The organism is Ramlibacter cellulosilyticus (genome assembly GCF_014297465.1).
GTDB classification, from domain to species: domain Bacteria; phylum Pseudomonadota; class Gammaproteobacteria; order Burkholderiales; family Burkholderiaceae_C; genus Ramlibacter; species Ramlibacter cellulosilyticus.
On sequence record NZ_JACORT010000013.1, the window covers coordinates 82,193 to 101,044 of the forward strand.

20 protein-coding genes are annotated in these 18,852 nt (G+C 70.4%); 12 read left to right on the top strand and 8 right to left on the bottom strand.

Annotated elements, in window-relative coordinates:
- Positions 1-3 precede the first annotated feature (3 nt).
- Positions 4-1,347 (bottom strand): FAD-dependent oxidoreductase, encoded by a 1,344-nt coding sequence (locus H8N03_RS23590; RefSeq protein ID WP_187078681.1) that lies wholly within the window; start codon positions 1,345-1,347, stop codon positions 4-6.
- Between the two features lie 70 nt (positions 1,348-1,417).
- Here H8N03_RS23590 and H8N03_RS23595 point away from each other — a divergent pair, with 70 nt between their 5' ends.
- The 6 genes from H8N03_RS23595 to H8N03_RS23620 all read left to right on the top strand — a co-directional run bounded on the left by H8N03_RS23595 (position 1,418) and on the right by H8N03_RS23620 (position 7,587).
- Entirely contained in the window at positions 1,418-1,870 is a 453-nt protein-coding gene (locus H8N03_RS23595; RefSeq protein WP_187078682.1) for a MarR family winged helix-turn-helix transcriptional regulator, read from the top strand.
- 174 nt (positions 1,871-2,044) lie between these two features.
- Positions 2,045-3,169, top strand: coding sequence for a sugar ABC transporter substrate-binding protein (locus tag H8N03_RS26470; RefSeq protein ID WP_187078683.1), 1,125 nt, complete (start codon positions 2,045-2,047; stop codon positions 3,167-3,169).
- Between the two features lie 11 nt (positions 3,170-3,180).
- Positions 3,181-4,686, top strand: coding sequence for a sugar ABC transporter ATP-binding protein (locus H8N03_RS26475; protein ID WP_187078684.1), 1,506 nt, complete (start codon positions 3,181-3,183; stop codon positions 4,684-4,686).
- Positions 4,686-5,669: an ABC transporter permease gene (locus H8N03_RS23610; protein WP_187078685.1), complete on the top strand. Its 984-nt coding sequence runs from the start codon at positions 4,686-4,688 to the stop codon at positions 5,667-5,669. The genes H8N03_RS26475 and H8N03_RS23610 overlap by 1 nt, the downstream gene beginning before the upstream one ends.
- Before the next feature lie 3 nt (positions 5,670-5,672).
- Positions 5,673-6,641: an ABC transporter permease gene (locus H8N03_RS23615; protein WP_187078686.1), complete on the top strand. Its 969-nt coding sequence runs from the start codon at positions 5,673-5,675 to the stop codon at positions 6,639-6,641.
- Positions 6,642-6,651: 10 nt separating this feature from the next.
- Complete coding sequence (locus H8N03_RS23620) at positions 6,652-7,587, top strand: SMP-30/gluconolactonase/LRE family protein (RefSeq protein ID WP_187078687.1); 936 nt, start codon at positions 6,652-6,654, stop codon at positions 7,585-7,587.
- On the opposite strand, the gene H8N03_RS23625 is transcribed toward H8N03_RS23620, so the two are convergent.
- A complete protein-coding gene (locus H8N03_RS23625; RefSeq protein WP_187078688.1) occupies positions 7,565-7,864 on the bottom strand; it encodes an antibiotic biosynthesis monooxygenase family protein in 300 nt (99 codons plus the stop codon). The genes H8N03_RS23620 and H8N03_RS23625 overlap by 23 nt on opposite strands.
- A 135-nt stretch (positions 7,865-7,999) precedes the next feature.
- On the opposite strand from H8N03_RS23625, the gene H8N03_RS23630 reads away from it, so the two are divergent.
- Positions 8,000-8,671, top strand: coding sequence for a YiaD family glycine zipper/OmpA-like lipoprotein (locus tag H8N03_RS23630; RefSeq protein ID WP_187078689.1), 672 nt, complete (start codon positions 8,000-8,002; stop codon positions 8,669-8,671).
- On the opposite strand, the gene H8N03_RS23635 is transcribed toward H8N03_RS23630, so the two are convergent.
- Genes H8N03_RS23635 through lipP1 form a run of 5 tightly spaced genes read right to left on the bottom strand, consistent with a single transcriptional unit; the run spans position 8,668 to position 13,352 of the window.
- Positions 8,668-8,991, bottom strand: a complete 324-nt coding sequence (locus tag H8N03_RS23635; protein WP_187078690.1) for a 2Fe-2S iron-sulfur cluster-binding protein — start codon at positions 8,989-8,991, stop codon at positions 8,668-8,670. The genes H8N03_RS23630 and H8N03_RS23635 overlap by 4 nt on opposite strands.
- The gene (locus tag H8N03_RS23640; protein ID WP_187078691.1) at positions 8,992-10,470 is read right to left on the bottom strand and encodes a glutamine synthetase family protein; all 1,479 of its coding nucleotides are present in this window, start codon (positions 10,468-10,470) and stop codon (positions 8,992-8,994) included.
- Positions 10,467-11,855: a Rieske 2Fe-2S domain-containing protein gene (locus H8N03_RS23645; protein WP_187078692.1), complete on the bottom strand. Its 1,389-nt coding sequence runs from the start codon at positions 11,853-11,855 to the stop codon at positions 10,467-10,469. Before H8N03_RS23645 ends, H8N03_RS23640 begins: the two co-directional genes overlap by 4 nt.
- 8 nt (positions 11,856-11,863) lie before the next feature.
- Positions 11,864-12,394, bottom strand: coding sequence for a superoxide dismutase family protein (locus tag H8N03_RS23650; protein ID WP_187078693.1), 531 nt, complete (start codon positions 12,392-12,394; stop codon positions 11,864-11,866).
- 16 nt (positions 12,395-12,410) lie between these two features.
- Positions 12,411-13,352, bottom strand: a complete 942-nt coding sequence (lipP1, locus tag H8N03_RS23655; protein WP_187078694.1) for a LipP1 family hormone-sensitive lipase — start codon at positions 13,350-13,352, stop codon at positions 12,411-12,413.
- 57 nt (positions 13,353-13,409) lie between these two features.
- Here lipP1 and maiA point away from each other — a divergent pair, with 57 nt between their 5' ends.
- Both maiA and pgeF read left to right on the top strand, forming a co-directional pair.
- The gene (gene maiA / locus H8N03_RS23660; RefSeq protein WP_187078695.1) at positions 13,410-14,051 is read left to right on the top strand and encodes a maleylacetoacetate isomerase; all 642 of its coding nucleotides are present in this window, start codon (positions 13,410-13,412) and stop codon (positions 14,049-14,051) included.
- Positions 14,052-14,055: 4 nt separating this feature from the next.
- Positions 14,056-14,787 (top strand): peptidoglycan editing factor PgeF, encoded by a 732-nt coding sequence (gene pgeF / locus H8N03_RS23665; protein ID WP_187078696.1) that lies wholly within the window; start codon positions 14,056-14,058, stop codon positions 14,785-14,787.
- Here pgeF and H8N03_RS23670 read toward each other — a convergent pair.
- Positions 14,719-14,985 (bottom strand): hypothetical protein, encoded by a 267-nt coding sequence (locus H8N03_RS23670; RefSeq protein WP_187078697.1) that lies wholly within the window; start codon positions 14,983-14,985, stop codon positions 14,719-14,721. The two genes, pgeF and H8N03_RS23670, sit on opposite strands and share 69 nt — an antisense overlap.
- Before the next feature lie 87 nt (positions 14,986-15,072).
- On the opposite strand from H8N03_RS23670, the gene H8N03_RS23675 reads away from it, so the two are divergent.
- Genes H8N03_RS23675 through phbB form a run of 3 tightly spaced genes read left to right on the top strand, consistent with a single transcriptional unit; the run spans position 15,073 to position 18,756 of the window.
- Positions 15,073-16,749, top strand: a complete 1,677-nt coding sequence (locus H8N03_RS23675) for a PHA/PHB synthase family protein (protein WP_187078698.1) — start codon at positions 15,073-15,075, stop codon at positions 16,747-16,749.
- Between the two features lie 42 nt (positions 16,750-16,791).
- Positions 16,792-17,973, top strand: a complete 1,182-nt coding sequence (locus H8N03_RS23680; RefSeq protein WP_187078699.1) for an acetyl-CoA C-acetyltransferase — start codon at positions 16,792-16,794, stop codon at positions 17,971-17,973.
- A 45-nt stretch (positions 17,974-18,018) separates the two neighbouring features.
- Positions 18,019-18,756 (top strand): acetoacetyl-CoA reductase, encoded by a 738-nt coding sequence (gene phbB / locus H8N03_RS23685; RefSeq protein WP_187078700.1) that lies wholly within the window; start codon positions 18,019-18,021, stop codon positions 18,754-18,756.
- Positions 18,757-18,852: the final 96 nt, after the last annotated feature.

The window sequence follows — 18,852 nt, forward strand, 5'->3', positions numbered from 1 at the left end:
CCTTTACCAGCTGCGGCCCAGGTAGGCGCCGTACCGTTCGAGCGTGGATTGCAGGCCAGCGAGGTCGACGCCCGCGTTCGTGCTGCCGGACTTGAGCGCCAGGTCGGCGGCCGTGCCCACGGCCTCGCCCATCACGAAGCACGCACCCGTAACGCGCGCGGCGGACTGCGCCTCGTGGCTCATGGAGGCGCAGCGGCCCGCGATCCAGACGTTGTCCAGTCCTTCGGGCACCGTCATGCGGTAGGGCAGGTGGTTGAAACCGCGGCTCTCGGGAATCTGCGGCCAGCGGAATTCGACGTCGCCCTTCAGGTGCAGCTCCAGCGGCCAGCCGTTGACGCCGATCGTGTCGTCGAAGCTCGCGCACTCCAGCACGTCGGACTCGGTGAGTTCGTACAGGCCGCGCACGCGCCGCGTCTCGCGGATGCCGACCTGCGGCGCGATGTCGGAGATGTAGCTCTTCTCGAAGCCGGGCACCTCGCGCAGGAAGCCGGCGACGGAGGCGATCTGGCGGCGGCCCAGCACTTCGGCGTCGGATAGCTCGCGGGCGTCGGTGCCGTCCATGGCGTTGCCTTCGCGATTGGCGAGCTGCGTGAGGTTCGCGCGCCATTCGATGCCGCTCTTCTGCGGGCGGATGATCGGCGTCTTGCGCGGGAACTTGTAGCGCCCCTCGGCTTCCGCCTGCAGCATCAGCTTCGGGATGGTTTCCCAGGCCTTGCCGGCGCGTTGAGCGTCGACGCCGTTGATGCGGAACATCGTCGAGGGGTAGAGCATGTTGCCCTGGCCGTCGCCCAGCGCATACGGCGCGCCGGCCCAGGCGGCGAGGTCGCCGTCGCCCGAAGCGTCGACGAAGGCGCGCCCCGCGACGGCGTAGCGGCCCGACTTGGTCTCGACCAGCAGGGCCTGCACGCGGCGCGCGCCCTCCATCACCACGCCGGCGGCGAGTGCATGGAACAGCACCTCGACGCCGGCGGCGAGCAGGAGGTCGTCCGCGGCGATCTTGTACGCGGCGGTGTCGTACGCCTGCGCCACGGTCTTGCCGAACAGCGCATGCGGCTCGTTCAGGCCGCCCAGGCGCGCGATGCGCGCGAGCAGGTCGTCGGCGACGCCATGCACCACCTGGCGGATGTCGCCGTGCACGTTGGCGTGCAGGCCGCAGAAGTTGGTCACGCCGGCGGCCGTGCCCATGCCGCCGAGGAAGCCGTAGCGCTCCACGAGCAGGGTCTTGCGCCCGGCGCGGGCCGCCGCGACCGACGCGGCGATGCCGGCGGGCCCGCCGCCGAGGACGACCACGTCGTATTCGCCCCAGACGGGCGTCTGGCGCGCGGGTTCGGTAAGGGTTCTCGTCATGGGGGGATGATAAGCGTACATATCAATGCGCCCTGGCGCAAGCGACGCCGGCCTCGCTACACTGGGCCGCATGGCGAAGAGCTACGACTTCCGGCATGCACCGGGCCACCTGATCCGGCGGGCGCACCAGGTTTCCTGGGCGCTGTTCATGGAGGAGACGGCCGGCTTCGACGTCACGCCCGTGCAGTTCGCCATCCTGAGCGCGCTGCTGGAAGACCCCGGCGAGGACCAGGTGACGCTCGCGCGCAAGGTGGCCTTCGATCCGGCCACCTTCGGCTCGGTGATCGCGCGCCTCGAAGGGCGCGGGTGGGTGCGCCGCGAAGCCGACACCGCCGACCGCAGGCGCAAGCTCCTGTGGGTCACGGCGGAGGGGGCGGAGGTCGCGCAGAAGATGCGTCGCGCCGTGGCCAAGGTGCAGCAGCGCATCCTGGAGCCGCTGTCGCCCGGCGACCGCGAGCAGCTGGTCCACCTGCTGGGCAAGCTCGTCGACGGCCACGAAGGCGTGGACGGCGCCGACGCGTAGGCCGCCACGGCCGGCTCCGCGGGAAGGGTAAGTCCCGACCCCGCCGCGCTGGCAAGCCGCTTTCATGTGAACGTATGATGATTGGGCAACTGCGCCGCAAGGGCGCAGGGGCAAGCGGCGCTGTCAGAAGCCGTGGCGGGACGTGCTTGGGAGGCATCCAACCAAGGAGACAGCATGAGCTCACGCATTGCCTTCGCGGCCGCGATCGCGGCCCTCGTTGCCTCGTCGGCGGCCGTGGCGGCCGGCCCTGCCGTGGTGCAGGGACCGGGCGAGAACCCCGGCTGCTTCAAGCCCTGGGACGCGAACACGAAGCACTTCCAGTGGCCCGCGAAGAAGGGGCCGTACCGCATCGCGCTGGCCAACGGCTTCGTCGGCAACACCTGGCGCATCCAGATGATCAAGATGGCCAAGGCCTACGCCGCCACGCCCGAGATGGCCTCGCAGATCAAGGAGTTCAAGATCGTCTCCACGGGCACCGACGTGGCGGCGCAGATCGCGGCGATCGACAACTTCATCAACTCGGGGTACGACGCGATCGTCACGATCGCCGTCAACCCCACCGCGTTCGGCCCGGTCATCAAGCGCGCGAACGCCAAGGGCGTGGTGCTGGTGCCGTTCGACAACGTGCTGGACACCAACGAGGTGATGATGGTCAACGAGGACCAGCTCGCCATGGGCCAGCAGTCGGGCGAGTGGATCGTGAAGAACATCCCCTCGAAGTCGGGCAAGCTGCTGGAGGTGCGCGGCGTGCCGGGCAACTCGGTGGACCGCGACCGCCACCTGGGCTTCCGCAAGGTGGTCGAGGCGCCTGGCAACAAGTTCGAGGTGGTGGAGGTGGTCGGCAACTGGGACGACGGCACGGCGCAGAAGGCCGTGGCCGACGCAGTGGCCGTGCACAAGAAGTTCGACGGCATGTTCGTGCAGGGTGGCTCCACCGGCGCGGTGCGGGCGCTGATCGACGCGAAGCACAGGATGATCCCGGTCGCGGGCGAGGCCGAGAACGGCTTCCGCAAGCTCTGCGCCGAGCGCGCCAAGGACGGCCTGCTGTGCGCTTCGCTGGGCCAGTCGCCGGGCCTGGTGGCCATCTCGATGAAGGCCGCGGTGTCGGCGCTGCAGGGCAAGGTGATGCCGCAGATGATCTCGGTGCCGATCCCCTCGGCCACGCACCCCGACTTCAAGGCGGACGTCAACTACTTCCCGAAGCTGACCGACAACTTCTTCACCACCAACGAGTTCCCGCCGTGCGGCGTGAACCTGAAGGCCACCGACATCATGTCGAAGGACGAGAAGAACAACTGAGGCGGGCTCCCTTGGAAGCCGTGCTGCAGCTGTCGGAGGTCTCCAAGCGCTACGGCGGGGTGCGTGCGCTGGAGCGTGCGAGCTTCGCCTGCGGCGCCGGGCGCATCCACGCGCTGCTGGGGGAGAACGGCGCCGGCAAGTCGACGCTGATCAAGGTGATGGCCGGCGTGGTGCAGCCCGACGAGGGCCGGCTCCTGCTGCAGGGGCGCGAGCGCCGCTTCGCGCACCCGCAGGAGGCGGTCGCCGCCGGCATCGCCTGCATCTTCCAGGAGCTCTCGCTGCTGCCCGACCTGAGCGTGGCGGACAACATCTGCATCACCAATCCGCCGCGCCGCTTCGGGCTGGTGGACCGCCGGGCGCAGCGGCGGGTCGCCGAGGCGGCGCTCGCGCGCGCGGGCGCGGAGGACATCCATCCGCTCGCGCCCGTCGCGAGCCTGCCGCTGTCGCGCCGGCAGCTGGTGGAGATCGCCAAGGCGCTCGCGCGCGACCCGAAGATCCTGATCCTGGACGAAGCCACCTCGGCCCTGACCGCCGCCGACGTGCAGCGCGTGTTCGCGCTGCTGCGGCGGCTGCGCGGGGAGGGCATGGCCATCGTCTACATCTCGCACCGCATGCGCGAGATCGCGGAGCTGGCCGACGACTGCTCGGTCTTCCGCAACGGCACGCGCGTCGCGACCTTCGAGGCCGGCACCCGCAGCGACGCGCAGGTGCTGGAGATGATGATCGGGCGCGACATCGCGCACGCGTTCCCGCCCAAGCCGCAGCCGCCGGCCGCCACCGTGCCGGCCATCCTGGAAACGCGCGGCCTCGGCTGGGCCGGCCGCCTGCACGGCATCGACCTGGCGGTGCGGCCGGGCGAGATCGTCGGCCTCGGCGGGCTGGACGGCCAGGGCCAGCGCGAGCTGTTCCTGGCCTTGTTCGGCGTGCTGCGCGGCGTGGCGGGGGACGTGCGGGTCGACGGCCGCGCCGTGCGCGTGCGCGGGCCGCGGCATGCGCGCGCGCTGGGCATCGCGCTGGTGCCCGAGGACCGCAAGACCGACGGCCTGCTGCTGCCGATGTCGGTCCACGACAACCTGTCGCTCGCCGCCCTGGACCGCCTGAGCCGCGCCGGCGTGCTGCGTGCGAAAGCCGAGAACGAGGCGGTCGCAGGCATGGTGCGCCGGCTCGCGATCAAGGCCGCGGATCCCGCCGATGCGGTGGGCACGCTGTCCGGGGGCAACCAGCAGAAGGTGGTGATCGGCAAGTGGCTGCTGACCGCGCCGCGCATCCTGCTGCTGAACGACCCGACGCGCGGCATCGACGTGGGCACCAAGCAGGAGATCTACGCGCTGGTGCGCGCGCTGGCTGCCGAAGGCGCGGCCGTGCTGCTGTATTCGACCGACTACGCGGAGCTGATCGGCTGCTGCGACCGCGTGGCCGTGTTCTACGCCGGCCGCATCGTGCGGTGGCTCGAAGGCGCGGCGCTCACCGAACGGGCGCTGGTCGCCAGCGCGCTGGACCTGCAGGAGGCCGCGTGATGCGCCCGGACTGGCACTACCCCCTGCGCGAGCACCGCGCCACCTTGTTCGCGGCGGCGCTGTTCGCGGGGCTGTTCGCCCTCTACATCGCCAAGCACCCGGTAGGCTGGGACGGGGCCGTGCTCGCCACGGCGGCCAACAAGGGCGTGCTGCTCGCCGTCGTCGCGATGGCGCAGACGCTGCCGGTGCTCACGGGGGGCATCGACCTCTCGGCGGGGATGGTGTTCGTGCTGGCCAACTGCCTGGCGTCGCACATGGTGGTGGGCAGCGGGTGGCAGGCGGCATTCGGTGTCGCGGTCGTGCTCGCCGCGGGCGCGGCGTGCGGGCTGGCGAACGGCATCATCATCGTCTACGGCCGGCTGCAGCCGATCATCACCACGCTGGCGACCGGCATCGTGTACTTCGGGCTCGCGCTCGGCCTGCGGCCGGTGCCGGGCGGGGACGTGCATGCCGGCCTCGCGGAAGCACTCACGGGCACGCTGCCGGGCGGCATCCCCGCCATGCTGGTGGTGCTGCTCGCCGTCGTGCTGCTCGTGTGGCTGCCGTTCCGCCGCTCGGTGACGGGCCGCTCGGCGCTCGCGATCGGTTCCTCCGAGCAGGCGAGCTACATGTCGGGCGTGGCGATGGGCCGCACGATCCTCGTCACCTACACGCTCGCGGGCCTGCTCTCGGCCGTCGGCGGCCTGCTGCTCACCTTCGTCACCTTCTCCGGCGAGGCCTCCTCGGCCATCGGCGGCGTCTACACGCTCAACGCGATCGCCGCGGTGGTGATCGGGGGGACCTCGCTCGCGGGCGGCAGCGGCAGCGCCATCGGCTCGATCTTCGGCGCCTTCGTGCTGCGCACGATCGGCGACCTGCTGTTCGTGTTCGACCTGGAGCCGCTCTGGCAGCCGCTGTTCCAGGGCGTGATCCTGCTGGCGGCCGTGAGCTTCGGCTCGCTGGCGCTGCTGCGCGTGGGCAACCGGCTCGACCTCTTCCGCTGACGCATGACGACGCTCGCCCTGCGCCTGCGCACCTCCCGCCACCTGCCGGTGCTCGCGGGCGCCGTGTGCACGGTGGCGCTGCTGCTGCTGGGCAGCCTGTACTCGCGCAACTTCCTCTCCCCGGAGTACCTGCTGCTGCAACTGCAGATCGCCTCCTTCCTGGGGATCATCGCCACCGGCGCGATGCTGGTCATCCTGCTGGGCGGCATCGACCTCTCGGTGCCCTGGGTCGTGACGGTGGGCGGCATGATGTCCGCCGCCGCCGCAGGGTGGTGGGACGGCGCGGGCGCCGCCTTCGCGATTCCGTTCGGGATCCTGTGCGGCGCGCTGCTGGGCCTGGTCAACGGCATCGGCGTCGCCTGGCTGCGCGTGCCCTCGATGATCTTCACGCTGGGCATCAACGCGGTGGCGCAGGGGCTGATCGTCGTGCACACCGGCGGCTTCGCGCCGCAGGACCGCGCCACGCCGGCGATGCACCTGGTCGCGACCGGCCGCTCCTTCCTCGGCATCCCGAACGCCCTGCTGGTGTGGGCGGCCGTGGGCGCGGCGACGCTGTTCCTGCTGCACCGCACGGCCTTCGGGCGCGCCGTGTACGCGGTCGGCAACCGGGAGCGCGCCGCGTACCTCTCCGGCATTCCCACGCGCCGCGTGGTGGTCCTGTGCTTCGTGATCGCCGGCGCGTGTTCGGCGGCCGCGGGCGTGCTGCTCACCGGCTATTCGACCAAGGCCTACCAGGCCATGGGCGACGCCTACCAGCTGCCTGCGATCGCCGCGGTCGTGCTGGGCGGCACGCACATCCTCGGCGGCCGGGGCTCCTACCTCGGCACGGTGGTGGGCGTGGTGCTGATCACGCTGCTGCAGTCCATCCTTTCCGTGATGCAGATCCCGGAGATGGGGCGCCAGGTGGCCTACGGCGTCGTGATCATCGCGATGCTGCTGGTGTACGGCCGCGGGCGCCGCCACGCGGGCTGAGGAGCGCTGCATGCCCGTCGCACCCACTGCCGACTTCGAAGTCCTGGACGCGCGCTTCCATGCGCTCGTTCTCGCCAACGTGCACCTGGAGCGGCTGGCCACCGGATGCCGCTGGGCCGAGGGGCCGGCGTGGTTCGCCGCCGGCCGCTACCTCGTGTGGTCCGACATCCCCAACGACCGCATGCTGCGCTGGGACGAGACCGACGGCTCCGTCTCCGTGTTCCGCCAGCCCGCGATGAACACCAACGGGCACACGGTGGACCTGCAGGGGCGGCTCGTCTCCTGCGAGCACCGCGGCCGCTGCGTGTCGCGCACGGAGCACGACGGCCGCCGCACGGTGCTGGCCGACCGCTTCGAGGGGCGCCGCCTCAACTCGCCGAACGACGTGGTCGTCAAGTCCGACGGCAGCATCTGGTTCTCCGATCCCAGCTACGGCATCGACGGCGACTACGAGGGCGATGCCGCCGCGAGCGAGCTGGGCGAGTGCTGCGTCTACCGCATCGACGGGGACGGCGCGGTGACGCGCGTGGCGGCCGGCTTCGTGCAGCCGAACGGGCTCGCCTTCTCCCCCGGCGAGGACTGGCTGTACGTGGCGGACACCGGCGCCACCCACGTGGCCGACGGCCCGCGCCACATCCGCCGCTTCCGGGTGCAGCCCGGGGGCCGCACCCTGGCCGGCGGCGACGTCTGGGCGACGTCCACGAACGGGCTGTTCGACGGCTTGCGCGTCGACGCGCACGGGAACGTCTGGACCAGCGCCGGCGACGGCGTGCACTGCCTTGCACCGGATGGGACCTTGCTGGGCAAGGTCCGCGTGCCGGAGGCCGTCGCCAACGTCTGCTTCGGCGGCACGAAGCTGAACCGCCTCTTCATCTGCGCGACGACCTCGCTCTACGCCGTCTACCTCAACACGCGCGGAGCGCTCAGGACTTCGCCACCAGCGTGAAGTGCTCCACCACCGGCGGCTGCGCGAAGAACGGCCCGACGATCGAGCGCCACTCCGTGAAGGCCGGGCTGCCACGGAAACCCACGGTGTGGTCTTCCAGCGTGTCCCAGAACACCTGCAGGATGTAGCGTTCCGGCGACTCGATGCCCTTGTTCACCTGGAAGCCCTGGCAGCCCTTCGCCTGGGCGATGACGGTGGCGGCGCCGCGGGCGATGGCCTGCTCGAAGGCGGCCTGCTCGCCGGGACGGATGCGGATGTCGGCGATCTCCAGGATCATGGTTCTCTCTCCTCTGGCGGGAGCCGCAGTCTAGCCGTAAGCGAAAGCAACTTTTCGTGGCGCCGCGCAGGAATGCGCTCGCCAGCGCCGGGCGGAGGGCCTATGGTGGGTGCTTTACGGGAAAGGAGCCCTCGCATGAAGAAGATCGCCATCGTCCTCGCCATCGCCGCCGTCGCGGCCGCCGGCTGCGCCGACATGAACACCGGCAGCACCGGCCAGGGCACCGGCATGAGCGACACCACCAAGAACACGCTGATCGGCGCCGGCATCGGCGCCGTCGCGGGCGGCCTGATCGGCGGCGACGCCAAGGGCGCGGCCATCGGCGGCGTGGTGGGCGCCGCGGGCGGCTACGGCTGGTCCAAGTACATGGAGAACAAGAAGGCCGAGATGCAGCGCGCCACCATGGGCAGCGGCGTGGCCGTCGTGCAGACGCCGGACAACCAGCTCAAGCTCGAAGTGCCGAGCGACATCTCCTTCGCCAGCGGCCGCGCGAACCTCAACCCGCGCCTGCGCCCCATCCTCGACCAGTTCGCCAACGGACTGGGCAACCAGCCGAACACCGAGGTGCGCATCATCGGCCACACCGACAACACGGGCAGCGACGCGCTGAACGACCGCCTCTCGCTGGACCGCGCGCAGTCGGTGAAGAACTACATCGTCGCCCGCGGCGTGCGGGCCGACACCGTGCAGGTCGCGGGCCGCGGCGAGCGCGAGCCGGTGGCGGACAACGCAACCGAAGCGGGCCGCGCGAAGAACCGCCGCGTGGAGATCTTCCTCGGCGAGCGCGCCAACGTCTCGCAGCGCTAGTACTGCGTCTCCGGCAGGTCGACGGCCAGCCCGTCGAGTTCGCGCGTGAGCTCCACCTGGCAGCTCAGGCGGCTCGTCGGCCGGCGTTCGGCCGCCGCGAACTCCAGCATCGCCAGTTCGTCGGCCTGCGGCGCCGGCAGCCGGGCCGCGAACGGTTCGCGCACGTACACGTGGCAGGTCGCGCAGGTGAGCATGCCGCCGCAGTCCGCGGCGATCCAGGGCACGTTGGCGGCGACGGCCGCCTGCATCAGGCTTTCGCCCTCGCGGGCCTGCAGGGTGGTCTCGGCCCCGTCCGGGGCCCACAGGTGGATCGTGATCATTCAGAAACGGCCGAAGTACTCGCGGCGCTGGAATTCGTCGATGTCCTCGGCGGCGGCGAAGCGCTGCTGCTCGGACTGCTTGATGCGGCTGAAGTACGCCACGAAGTCGCGCCCGAAGGCGTCGCACAGGACCGCATCGTCCGCGAGCGCGGCCAGCGCCTCGCCCAGGCTGGTGGGCAGGCTCTCGCCGCCGCCCGCATACGGTGCATCGGTGGCGCGCGGCGGCTTCAGCCCGCGCGCGATGCCGTCCAGGCCCGCATGCACCTGCGAGGCGAAATAGAGATACGGGTTGGCGGCGGGTTCGCCGATGCGGTTCTCGATGCGGGTGGCCGCGTCACCGCAGCCGCCGATGACGCGCACCATGGCGCCGCGGTTGTCGCGGCCCCACAGCACGGACTGCGGCGCGAGCGCATTGGGGCGGAAGCGGCCGAAGCCGTTCGCCGTCGGGGTGCAGAAGACGGTCATGCCGCGTGCGTGATGCAAGAGTCCGGCCAGGTAGCTTGCGCCGACCTCGGAGAGCGTGTGCGCAGCGTCGTTCGTGTCCGTGCCCGGCGCGGGCGCCTCGCGCAGGAACGCGTTGCGGCCCGTGCGCGCGTCGCACAGCGACTGGTGCAGGTGCCAGCCGCTGGACATGATGTTGGGAAAGGGCGGGCGGCACATGAAGGTGGCGTGGTAGCCGGCACGGCGCAGCGCCATCTTCACCGCGTTGCGGAACAGCACCATGTTGTCGGCGGCCGTGAGGGCGTCGGTCGCCTCGAACACCGCTTCCACCTGGCTGGGCCCGAGCTCCACCTCCAGCGAGAGCAGGGGCAGGCCGAGCGACTGCGCCGTGTGCTGCACGATCCGCAGCGGCTCCTCCGCGAGGTCGAACCAGCCCTCGGCCAGCAGGTTGTAGCCGGGGTGCACGAGGCTCACGGCGGGCGCGGGACCCGGCCATGCGGCCTGCATCGGGTCCAGCGAAGGCTGCGCGTCCTGCAGCTTGTAGATGTGGAACTCGACTTCCAGCCCGCAGCGCAGCGTGTAGCCCGCATCCGCGAGCTTCGCGAGCGCGCGTTGCAGCACGCGGCGCGTGTCCAGTTCCACCGGCGTGCCGTCCTCGAACCAGGGCTGCGCGCGCAGCCAGCCGGTGGCGGCCGTCCAGGGCAGCTGGCGGAAGCTGTCGGGGTCGGCAAGCAGCAGCAGGTTGTTGGCGAAGCCGAAGCCGGGCAGGGTGGCGGTGCCGCCCGGCTCGAACACCTGGAAGGCCGTGCGGTCGGACGTGTCCTTGAGCATCAGCGTGCTGACCATCCCCACGCCTTCGCGCAAGGCACGTTCCGCCGCGGACGCGACGAGCGTCTTGCCGCGGAGCACGCCGTGCAGGTCGCACCAGGCGAAGCGCACCAGCTCGATGCCCTGCTCGGACAGGCGCCGCGCCAGGCGGGCCACGGACTGCTCGCGCGCGGCGTCGTGCACGCCGCAGCGCTGCGCGAAGCCGCTCACGAAGCCTGGGCCTCGACCGCCGCCGCGGTGCCCCGCAGCCAGGGCGCGCCGGCGCGCTTGGCCTGCGCGCGCTCCTGCCACCAGGTGGACCACGCGCCGGCGGGCGCGATGCCGTCCACGGTGTCGGGTCCCTGCATCTGCGCGGCGAGGCTCGCATCGGCCACGCCCGGCGCGGCCGCGCCCGCCTGCACCGACTCGATCGCCTTCAGCAGCAGGCGCCGGTTGGCCATGATGACCTTGTCGCTGGTGCCCAGGTGCTCGCGCGTGCGGTCCTGGATGGGGCCCATGCTCTCCACGGCCCACTGGTCGTGCACGTTGATGTCTTCCTCGCCCATGCCCAGGTAGGTGCGGCTGCGCTGCTCGTCGGCGTTGAAGCCCCAGTTGTTGTGGCGCCCGGACCGGGGAACGTAGTCGGGCAGCGAGATGAACTGCAGCCGCTGGTTGCGCATCGCTTCCTTGTCGACGGGTCCGGCGAAGCTGGTGAAGAAGGAGTACCAGTAGGTGCGCTCGTCATCCACCGGAACGTGCATCTGGGTGATCGTGAGCGTCTCCGACAGCGGGATCACGAAGGTGTGCGGGAAGATCGCCTGCGTGACCCGCACGTGCGTGAGTTCCTCCGTCATGGGGCGCAAGGCCGTGATCTGCAGGCCCCAGGGGCGGTTCTCGAAGGAGAGGTCCGGCTGGTGGAACTCGCGCATGATGCGGCTCATGGGCCACTTCTCGCCCGCGAACTCGCCGGCGCTCGCGCTGCGGAACTGGCGGCCGGCCGCGTTCTCGCCCACCGCGTCGAGCGCGGCGTCGTTGAGGAAGCGGTGCAGGAAGGAAGGGTGCGCCGGGTCGATGCCCACCTCGAAGGCCTGCAGCCAGTTGCAGTGCCACAGGCCCTTGAACGCGAACGTGTGGGTGGACGGCGCCGCGAAGCAGTCGAAGCCTTCGGGAAAGGGCGGCGCCTCGCCGTCGCCGAACCACGCGAACAGCACGCCGCTTTTCTCCAGGACGGGATAGGCGCGCTGCTGCACGCGCTCGCACAGCTTGCTGCCCGTCGGCTCCGCCGGGGTTTCCAGGCAGCGGCCCGTCGCGTCGAACTTCCAGCCGTGGAAGGGGCAGCGCAGGCCGTCGCCCTCGTGGCGGCCGAACGCGAGGTCGGCGCCGCGGTGCGGGCAGTCGCGATCCAGCAGCCCCCATCGGCCGGTGGCATCGCGGAACAGCACGAGGTCCTGTCCCAGCACGCGCACGGCCTTCACCGCGCGCTGCGCCATGCGCGGGTCGAGCCGGGGGTCGAATTCGTCGACGAGCGCCACGGGCTGCCAGTACCGGCGCAGCACCGCGCCGCACGCGGTGCCCGGGCCGATGCGCGTGACCAGTTCGTTCTGTTCCGCTTTCATGGCGCCGCTCAGGAACGCACGATGACGGCGCAAGCCAGGCGCGGGCCCGAATTGCCGGCCGGCTGGCTGTAGTCGTCCGGGTCGCGGTGCACGATGAGGCCCTTGCCGATCACGTCGTTGGGGCCGCTGCCCACGCGGAAGGCGCTCGCCTCCACGCTGAACCTGACGGTGCCGGACGCGTCGGCGCGCAGGCTGGGCAGGTCGCCGGCGTGGTGGCGCGGGGCATCGTGCTTGCCGTGCGGCTGCTCGGTGGGGTTCCAGTGCCCGCCGGTGCTCATGCCGTCGCCGCTGGAGCAGTCGCCTTTCTCGTGCACGTGGAAGCCGTGTTCGGCATTCGGCTTCAGGCCGCGGATCTCGCCGGACACCACGACGGTGCTGCCCGCCTGCGTGAAGCGCACGGTGCCGTTGGTGGCGCTGCCGCGCGTGGGCGCGAGCGTCGCGGTGGCCACGGGGCCGGTACCGGGCATCATTTCCTTCATCTGCGCGCAGCCGGCGAGCAGCAGGGCGGCGAGCGCCAGGGAAACGTGGACCTTCTTCATCTCTTCTCCTTGTGGTTCAGGCCAGGGCCTGCTTCAGTTGAGCCGCGCAGAGCTGCACGGCGACGTTCGCTTCGTCGAGCACGCGGCCCATGAGCGCGAAGCCATGGACCTGCCGTTCGAAGTTCACCAGCGCTGCGCGCGTGCCGGCGGACGACAGCCGATGCGCGTACTGCAGCCCCTCGTCGCGCAGCGGGTCGTAGCCGGCGGTGAGCACGAAGGCGGGCGGCAGGCGCGAGTGGTCGGCGTGCAGCAAGGGCGACGCGCGCCAGTCCGCGTCGAGCGTACCGTCGGCGGGCAGGTAGAGGTCGTGGTAGTAGTCGATGCTGTCGCGCGTGAGCAGGTAGCCTTCGCCGTTGCTGGTGTGCGAGGGCCAGCCGCGGCGCTGGTCGGTGGCCGGGTAGATGAGCAGCTGGAAGGCGAGGGGCAGGTCGCCCGCATCGCGCGCGGCGAGGGCGACGACCGCGGCCAGGTTGCCGCCCGCGCTGTCGCCGCCCACCGCGATGCGGCGGGGGTCGACCTTCAGCGAGGATGCATTCGCGTGCACCCAGCGCGTGGCCGCGACGGCGTCGTCGAAGGCTGCCGGGAAGCGGTGCTCGGGTGCGAGCCGGTAGTCGACGGCGACGACGGCGCAGCCGGACTGGTTCGCGAGCTGCCGGCAGAGCACGTCGTGCGTGTCGAGGTCGCCGATGACCCAGCCGCCGCCGTGGAAGTACACCAGCACGGGCAGCGCCGCATCCCCGTGCGAACCCAGCGGACGGTAACTGCGCAGGGGGATGGGGCCGGCCGGCCCGCGCGCCTCGAGGTTGCGCACCGACGCCACCTCGGGCGGTTCGGGCTGCGTGAACGTGCGGCGCTGCAGGTAGTAGTCGCGCGCCTGCGCCGGCGTGAGCGTGTGCGTGGCCGGCACGCCCTTTTCCTCGATCAGGCGCAGCAGCGCCCGGGCCTGCGGATGCAGCATGCTTGTCTCCTTGTCTTTGGCCCGCAGTGTAGGGGAGACTTGTTTATGCTCGCTGCCATGAAGCTCTACAACTATTTCCGCTCGTCCGCCTCCTTCCGCGTGCGCATCGCGCTGGAGCTCAAGGGCCTGCCGTACGAGTACCTCCCCGTGCACCTCGTGAAGGGCGAGCACAAGAGCGAGGCCTATGCCGCGGTGTCGCCGTCCGGGCTGGTGCCCACGCTGGAGACCGACGAGGGCGAACTCCTGAGCCAGTCGATGGCGATGATCGAGTACCTCGACGAGACGCATCCGCAGCCGCCGCTGTTGCCCGCCGATGCGCTCGGCCGCGCCCGCGTGCGTGCCCTGGCGCAGCTGATCGCCTGCGAGATCCATCCGATGAACAACCTGCGCGTGCTGAAGTACCTCGTGCGCGAGCTGCAGGTGAGCGAGGAGGCGAAGAACGCCTGGTATCGCCACTGGGTGCGCTCCGGGCTGGAGCTGTTCGAGAAGGAACTGCAGCGGCTGCCCGGCGGCAGGTACTGCTACGGCGACACGCCGACGCTCGCCGACTGCTGCCTCGTGCCGCAGGTCTTCAACGGCAAGCGCTTCGACGTGGACTTCGGCGGCCTTCCGCGCACCATGGCCGCGTTCGACGCGTGCATGCAGCACCCGGCCTTCCAGAAGGCGCAGCCCTCCAGCTGCCCGGACAACGAGGCCTGAGGCGATGACGCCCGAGTGGCCGCTGCCGGCCGGCGTGCGCTCTTGCTGCAGCGAGCGCGCGGGCGGTGTCTCCGCCCCGCCGTGGGACACGCTCAACCTGGGCGACCACGTGGGGGACGACCCGCTGGCCGTCGCGGAGAACCGTCGGCGCTTCGCCATGCAGCTGGGCGCGCGGCCGGTCTTCCTGAAGCAGGTGCACGGCCGCGGCGTGGTGCGGCTGGACACGGACACCGCGGACGGCACCGAAGCGGACGCGTGCTGGACCACGCAGCGCGGCGTCGCCTGCACGATGATGGTCGCCGACTGCCTGCCGGTGCTGCTCACCGACCGCAACGGCGACGTCGTCGGTGCCGCGCACTGCGGCTGGCGCGGGCTGGCTGGCGGCGTGCTGGAAGCCCTTCACGCGCAGATGCGCGGCGCGGGCGCCGGCGAACTGCTCGCCTGGCTCGGCCCCTGCATCGGTCCCGGCGCTTTCGAAGTCGGTGCCGAGGTGCGCGACGCGTTCCTCGCACCGGATCCGGAGGCCGGTCCGCTCTTCCGCCCGCACGCGCAGGGCAAGTTCCTCGCCGACCTTCCCGGCCTGGCGAGACGGCGCCTCGCTGCGCTGGGCGTTCCCGCGGTCCACGGCAACGACGGCAGCGCTGCCTGGTGCACGGTCGGCAATCCCTCAAGGTTCTTTTCGCACCGGCGGGACCGGGTCAGCGGGCGCTTCGCCGCCGCCGTCTGGCGGGCCTGAAGCCTCCAGCGCCTCGGCACGCCGGCGCGCGGCCCGGCGCTTGCCGTGCCCGAGCAGGTACCACAGCAGTGCCGCCGGCCCCGCTCCGTAGAGGAGGAAGGTAAAGACCGCACCGAGCACTGTGCCATTGGGGTGGTTGGCCTCGGCCACGGCCATCATGAGGGCGACATACAACCAGCCGACGACGACGAGGTTCATGCCGCCCGGCTCCAAAAATTGTTGCGGTGCAACATGGAAGCTGGGATACTCCGGGAAATCCCGAATAAGACTATAGGAGACATCGTGATGAATTCTGAAGTGGATTGGGCCGCGCAGGCCCGCCAGTTCCAGGACAGCATCGGCAAGCAGTGGACGCAGGCTGTCCAGAGCATCCAGCAGGGTGCTGCCGGGCTCCCCGCCCTCAATTTCCAGCACGACAAGCTGCTCGAACTGCAGCAAGCGTACCTCCGCGAAGCCGCCGAACTGTGGAACCAGGGCCTCGGCGGCAAGCCGAACGGCGACAAGCGCTTCGCCAACGACGCGTGGTCGCGCAATCCCGTCGCCTCCTTCTCCGCTGCCGTCTACCTGCTCAACGCGCGCACGCTGCTCGGCCTCGCCGAAGCCGCCGACGCGGACGACAAGACGAAGACGCGCCTGCGCTTCGCCGTGGAGCAGTGGCTCGCGGCCTCCGCGCCGAGCAACTTCCTGGCGCTGAATGCGGAAGCGCAGCAGAAGGCGATCGAGACGCGCGGCGAGAGCATCGCGCGCGGCGTGCAGAACCTGCTGGCCGACCTGCAGCAGGGCCACGTCTCGATGACCGACGAGAGCGCCTTCGAAGTCGGCGTGAACGTCGCCACCACCGAGGGCGCGGTCGTGTTCGAGAACGAGCTGTTCCAGCTGATCGAATACAAGCCGCTCACGAAGCAGGTCTACGAGCGCCCCTTCCTGGTCGTGCCGCCCTGCATCAACAAGTTCTACATCCTCGACCTGCAGCCCGAGAACTCGGTGGTGCGGTACCTGTCGGAGCAGGGGCACCGCACCTTCCTCGTGAGCTGGCGCAATCCCGACGCGTCGATGGAAGACAAGACCTGGGACGACTACATCGGCGACGGCGCCATCACGGCCATCGAGACGGTGCAGGACATCACGGGGGCGAAGACGATCAACGCGCTGGGCTTCTGCGTCGGCGGCACGATCCTCGGCACCGCGCTCGCGGTGCTGGCCGCGCGCAAGCGCAAGCCGGTGCAGTCGGCGACCTTCCTCACGACCTTCCTCGACTTCTCGGACACCGGCGTGCTCGACGTCTTCGTCGACGAGCCCTTCGTGCAGTTCCGCGAAGCGACGATGGGCAGCAAGGGCCTGCTCAAGGGCCAGGAGCTCGCCTCCACCTTCAGCTTCCTGCGCCCGAACGACCTCGTCTGGAACTACGTCGTCGGCAACTACCTGAAGGGCGAGACCCCGCCGCCCTTCGACCTGCTGTACTGGAACAGCGACTCCACCAACCTGCCGGGCCCCATGTACGCCTGGTACCTGCGCAACACCTACCTCGAGAACAACCTGGTGCAGCCGGGCAAGGTGACGGTCTGCGGCGAGAAGCTGGACTTCTCCAGGGTGGACCTGCCGGTCTACCTCTACGGCTCGCGCGAGGACCACATCGTGCCGGTCGCCGGCGCGTATGCGTCGGTGAAGCACCTGCCGGGCAAGAAGCGCTTCGTGATGGGCGCCTCCGGCCACATCGCCGGCGTGATCAACCCGCCTTCGAAGAACAAGCGCTCCTACTGGACCAACGACAAGCTGCCCGAGACCTTCGATGCATGGGTGGCCGGCGCCAAGGAGCATCCCGGCAGCTGGTGGCCCGACTGGGCGAGCTGGCTGAAGCCGCACGGCGGCAAGCAGATCCCCGCGCCCAAGGCGTACGGCAAGGCGAAGAAGTACAAGGCCATCGAGCCCGCGCCCGGCCGCTACGTCAAGGCCAAAGCCTAGCCCTGATCCCTCGTCCCTAGCCCCCAGCACCTGGAGTTCCCCATGGAAGACATCGTCATCGTTTCCGCCGTGCGCACCGCCGTCGGCAAGTTCGGCGGCTCGCTCGCCAAGATTCCCGCGACCGAGCTCGGCGCGATCGTGATCAAGGAAGCGCTCGCGCGCGCCAAGGTCGATCCCGCGCAGGTGGGCGAAGTGATCATGGGCCAGGTGCTCGCCGCCGGCGCGGGCCAGAACCCCGCGCGCCAGGCCTCGCTGAAGGCCGGCCTGCCGAAGGAAGTGCCGGCGCTGACGATCAACGCGGTGTGCGGCTCCGGCCTGAAGGCCGTGATGCTGGCCGCGCAGGCCGTCGCCTGGGGCGACAGCGACATCGTGGTGGCCGGCGGCCAGGAGAACATGAGCGCGGCGCCGCACGTGCTGATGGGCTCGCGCGACGGCCAGCGCATGGGCGACTGGAAGATGCAGGACACGATGATCGTCGACGGCCTCTGGGACGTCTACAACCAGTACCACATGGGCATCACCGCCGAGAACGTCGCCAAGGAACACAACATCGACCGCGCGGCGCAGGACGCGCTGGCGCTGGGCAGCCAGCAGAAGGCGGCGGCCGCGCGCGAAGCCGGCAAGTTCAAGGACGAGATCGTCCCGGTCTCCATCCCGCAGAAGAAGGGCGACCCGCTCTCCTTCGACAGCGACGAGTACATCAACACCAAGACCAGCGCCGAAGCGCTGGCCGGCCTGCGCCCCGCCTTCGACAAGGCGGGGTCGGTGACGGCGGGCAATGCCTCGGGCCTGAACGACGGCGCTGCCGCCGTGGTGGTGATGAGCGCGAAGAAGGCGAAGGAACTCGGCCTGAAGCCGCTGGCCACGATCAAGGCCTTCGGCACCAGCGGCCTCGACCCGAAGACCATGGGCATGGGCCCCGTGCCGGCCACGAAGAAGGCGCTGCAGCGCGCCGGCTGGAAGACCTCGGACGTGGACCTGTTCGAGCTGAACGAGGCCTTCGCGGCGCAGGCCTGCGCGGTGAACAAGGCGCTGGACATCGATCCCGCCAGGGTCAACGTCAACGGCGGTGCCATCGCCATCGGCCACCCGATCGGCGCGTCCGGTGCGCGCATCCTCGTCACGCTGCTGCACGAGATGCAGCGCCGCGACGCGAAGAAGGGCGTGGCCGCCCTGTGCATCGGTGGCGGCATGGGAGTTTCCCTCGCCGTCGAACGCGCCTGAGCGCGCAGAATGAATCTTCAAGTGAACCGAGACAAGGGGAAGAACATGGCCCAGAAAGTTGCATACGTGACCGGCGGCATGGGCGGCATCGGCACCGCCATCTGCCAGCGCCTCCACAAGGAAGGCTTCAAGGTGATCGCCGGCTGCGGCCCGACGCGCGACTTCAACAAGTGGCTCGACGAGCAGAAGGCGCAGGGCTATACCTTCTACGCTTCCGTCGGCAATGTCGGCGACTGGGACTCGACCGTGCAGGCCTTCAGCAAGGCCAAGGCCGAGCACGGCAGCATCGACGTGCTGGTGAACAACGCGGGCATCACGCGGGACCGCATGTTCCTGAAGATGACGCGCGAGGACTGGGACGCGGTGATCGAGACCAACCTGAACTCCATGTTCAACGTGACCAAGCAGGTCGTGGGCGACATGGTCGAGAAGGGCTGGGGCCGCATCGTCAACATCAGCTCGGTCAACGGCGAGAAGGGCCAGGCCGGCCAGACCAACTACTCCGCGGCGAAGGCCGGCATGCACGGCTTCTCGATGGCGCTGGCGCAGGAGCTCGCCACCAAGGGCGTGACGGTCAACACGGTGAGCCCGGGCTACATCGGCACGGACATGGTCAAGTCGATCCGCCAGGACGTGCTGGACAAGATCGTGGGCACCATCCCGGTCAAGCGCCTGGGCGAGCCGAGCGAGATCGCCTCGATCATCGCGTGGCTGGCCGGCGAGGAGAGCGGCTACACCACCGGCGCCGACTTCTCGGTGAACGGCGGCCTGCACATGGGCTGATCGACCGATGGCGGCCCGCCGCCATCGCGGAACGCAAAGGCTCCTCCGGGAGCCTTTTTCTTTCAACGCACTGCTGCTCACCCTCGCGGCGCCACG

Coding starts and splice junctions, on each gene's coding strand:
- H8N03_RS23590 (WP_187078681.1), bottom strand. CDS start 1,347: ATGACGAGAACCCTTACCGAACCCGCGCGCCAGACGCCCGTCTGGGGC.
- H8N03_RS23595 (WP_187078682.1), top strand. CDS start 1,418: ATGGCGAAGAGCTACGACTTCCGGCATGCACCGGGCCACCTGATCCGG.
- H8N03_RS26470 (WP_187078683.1), top strand. CDS start 2,045: ATGAGCTCACGCATTGCCTTCGCGGCCGCGATCGCGGCCCTCGTTGCC.
- H8N03_RS23610 (WP_187078685.1), top strand. CDS start 4,686: ATGCGCCCGGACTGGCACTACCCCCTGCGCGAGCACCGCGCCACCTTG.
- H8N03_RS23615 (WP_187078686.1), top strand. CDS start 5,673: ATGACGACGCTCGCCCTGCGCCTGCGCACCTCCCGCCACCTGCCGGTG.
- H8N03_RS23620 (WP_187078687.1), top strand. CDS start 6,652: ATGCCCGTCGCACCCACTGCCGACTTCGAAGTCCTGGACGCGCGCTTC.
- H8N03_RS23625 (WP_187078688.1), bottom strand. CDS start 7,864: ATGATCCTGGAGATCGCCGACATCCGCATCCGTCCCGGCGAGCAGGCC.
- H8N03_RS23630 (WP_187078689.1), top strand. CDS start 8,000: ATGAAGAAGATCGCCATCGTCCTCGCCATCGCCGCCGTCGCGGCCGCC.
- H8N03_RS23635 (WP_187078690.1), bottom strand. CDS start 8,991: ATGATCACGATCCACCTGTGGGCCCCGGACGGGGCCGAGACCACCCTG.
- H8N03_RS23645 (WP_187078692.1), bottom strand. CDS start 11,855: ATGAAAGCGGAACAGAACGAACTGGTCACGCGCATCGGCCCGGGCACC.
- H8N03_RS23650 (WP_187078693.1), bottom strand. CDS start 12,394: ATGAAGAAGGTCCACGTTTCCCTGGCGCTCGCCGCCCTGCTGCTCGCC.
- lipP1 (WP_187078694.1), bottom strand. CDS start 13,352: ATGCTGCATCCGCAGGCCCGGGCGCTGCTGCGCCTGATCGAGGAAAAG.
- maiA (WP_187078695.1), top strand. CDS start 13,410: ATGAAGCTCTACAACTATTTCCGCTCGTCCGCCTCCTTCCGCGTGCGC.
- pgeF (WP_187078696.1), top strand. CDS start 14,056: ATGACGCCCGAGTGGCCGCTGCCGGCCGGCGTGCGCTCTTGCTGCAGC.
- H8N03_RS23670 (WP_187078697.1), bottom strand. CDS start 14,985: ATGAACCTCGTCGTCGTCGGCTGGTTGTATGTCGCCCTCATGATGGCC.
- H8N03_RS23675 (WP_187078698.1), top strand. CDS start 15,073: ATGAATTCTGAAGTGGATTGGGCCGCGCAGGCCCGCCAGTTCCAGGAC.
- H8N03_RS23680 (WP_187078699.1), top strand. CDS start 16,792: ATGGAAGACATCGTCATCGTTTCCGCCGTGCGCACCGCCGTCGGCAAG.
- phbB (WP_187078700.1), top strand. CDS start 18,019: ATGGCCCAGAAAGTTGCATACGTGACCGGCGGCATGGGCGGCATCGGC.